At 42.1% G+C, this 1,192-nt stretch carries 2 protein-coding genes; both read right to left on the reverse strand.

Annotation, left to right across the window (positions count from 1 at the left end):
* Positions 1-55: 55 nt before the first annotated feature.
* A complete protein-coding gene (locus tag HT671_RS08330) occupies positions 56-685 on the reverse strand; it encodes an MBL fold metallo-hydrolase (protein ID WP_050971287.1) in 630 nt (209 codons plus the stop codon).
* Positions 686-910: 225 nt separating this feature from the next.
* Positions 911-1,072 (reverse strand): hypothetical protein, encoded by a 162-nt coding sequence (locus HT671_RS08335; RefSeq protein WP_166727910.1) that lies wholly within the window; start codon positions 1,070-1,072, stop codon positions 911-913.
* Positions 1,073-1,192 lie beyond the last annotated feature (120 nt).

The following is a 1,192-nucleotide window of genomic DNA, read 5'->3' on the forward strand; positions in this document are numbered from 1 at the left end:
ATTTTCATTGAGTATTAAATTGTGCTATCGATTGTCATCATCTGTCATCATCTTGCTAGAAAAAAGGATTGAAGGTTTTTTCGTGAGCGATAGTAGTAGCTGGACCATGTCCTGGATAGACATCGTAGTTTGGTAGGGTGAAGAGTTGGGTCTGGATACTATGAAGGAGTTGCTCTGTACTACCAGTCGGAAGATCCGTCCGTCCAATTGTTTCGCGGAACAGAGCATCTCCCGTCAAGACTAGGTGAGCATCAGGAAAGACTAGGGAAACACCACCGATAGAGTGCCCTGGGGTCGGTAGAACCTTAAAACGAAATTCCTCTAGTTGGTATTCTTCGTGAAAGACAAAGGTGTGTTCTGCAGGTTTTGTGACCACATCTGCCATATCATCGTGGCGAGGGAGACCGGAGAGATTATCGACAGGAGTGTAGAGCCAGCTGGCTTCGCTCTCTGCGATATAGACAGGAGGATTGCCAAACGTCTCGCGAACCAAGTCCAGACTCATGATATGGTCATAATGAGCGTGGGTCAATAGAATGGCACAGATCGGTTTGTTGAGGTTCTCGATTGTCTGACGAATGGCTTCCCATTGACTACCAGGATCTACAACGATGAGGTGTTTTTCACCTTCCAGGTAATAGGTGTTTTCATAGGCAACAGGATTCACAGTTTTATGGATTTTCATTTTATCTCCAATCTCAAAGAATGTACTAAATTAAGTATAGCACAGTTAGGGAGAATAGGTAAGGATTTAGAATGAACTTAAAAACCAGCATGACTAGATGAAGACAGGCTGGTTCTCAATTTATCACTATTGGAAAGGTGTCAATTGCCCTTCATAGGTTGCATAAACTCCGTCACTAGCTTGTTTGATAGATGTGATGTTTAGAGTGCCACCGTAGTTGGCTTCTCATTTGTCGCTATATTCACTATAAGTTATCCTATTGGGCAGGTTCTGGTCGTTAGCATAGTATTGAACGACTGTTTTTTTATAACTTTGCTGGCTGAATAGAAACAGGCAGCTAACTCCTAACACTAGGAGAGCAAAGATAGAAATAGCAGCTTTTTTCATAGGTGTTCTCCTTATAAACTAAAGGATAGAAGAAAGTATCTTGAGGATTTTTATACTCTTCGAAAATCTCTTCAAACTACGTCAGCGTCACCTTGCCGTATATATGGTTACTGACTTCGT

This window comes from Streptococcus sp. 2741 (assembly GCF_013276315.1).
Taxonomy (GTDB): Bacteria; Bacillota; Bacilli; order Lactobacillales; family Streptococcaceae; genus Streptococcus; species Streptococcus pseudopneumoniae.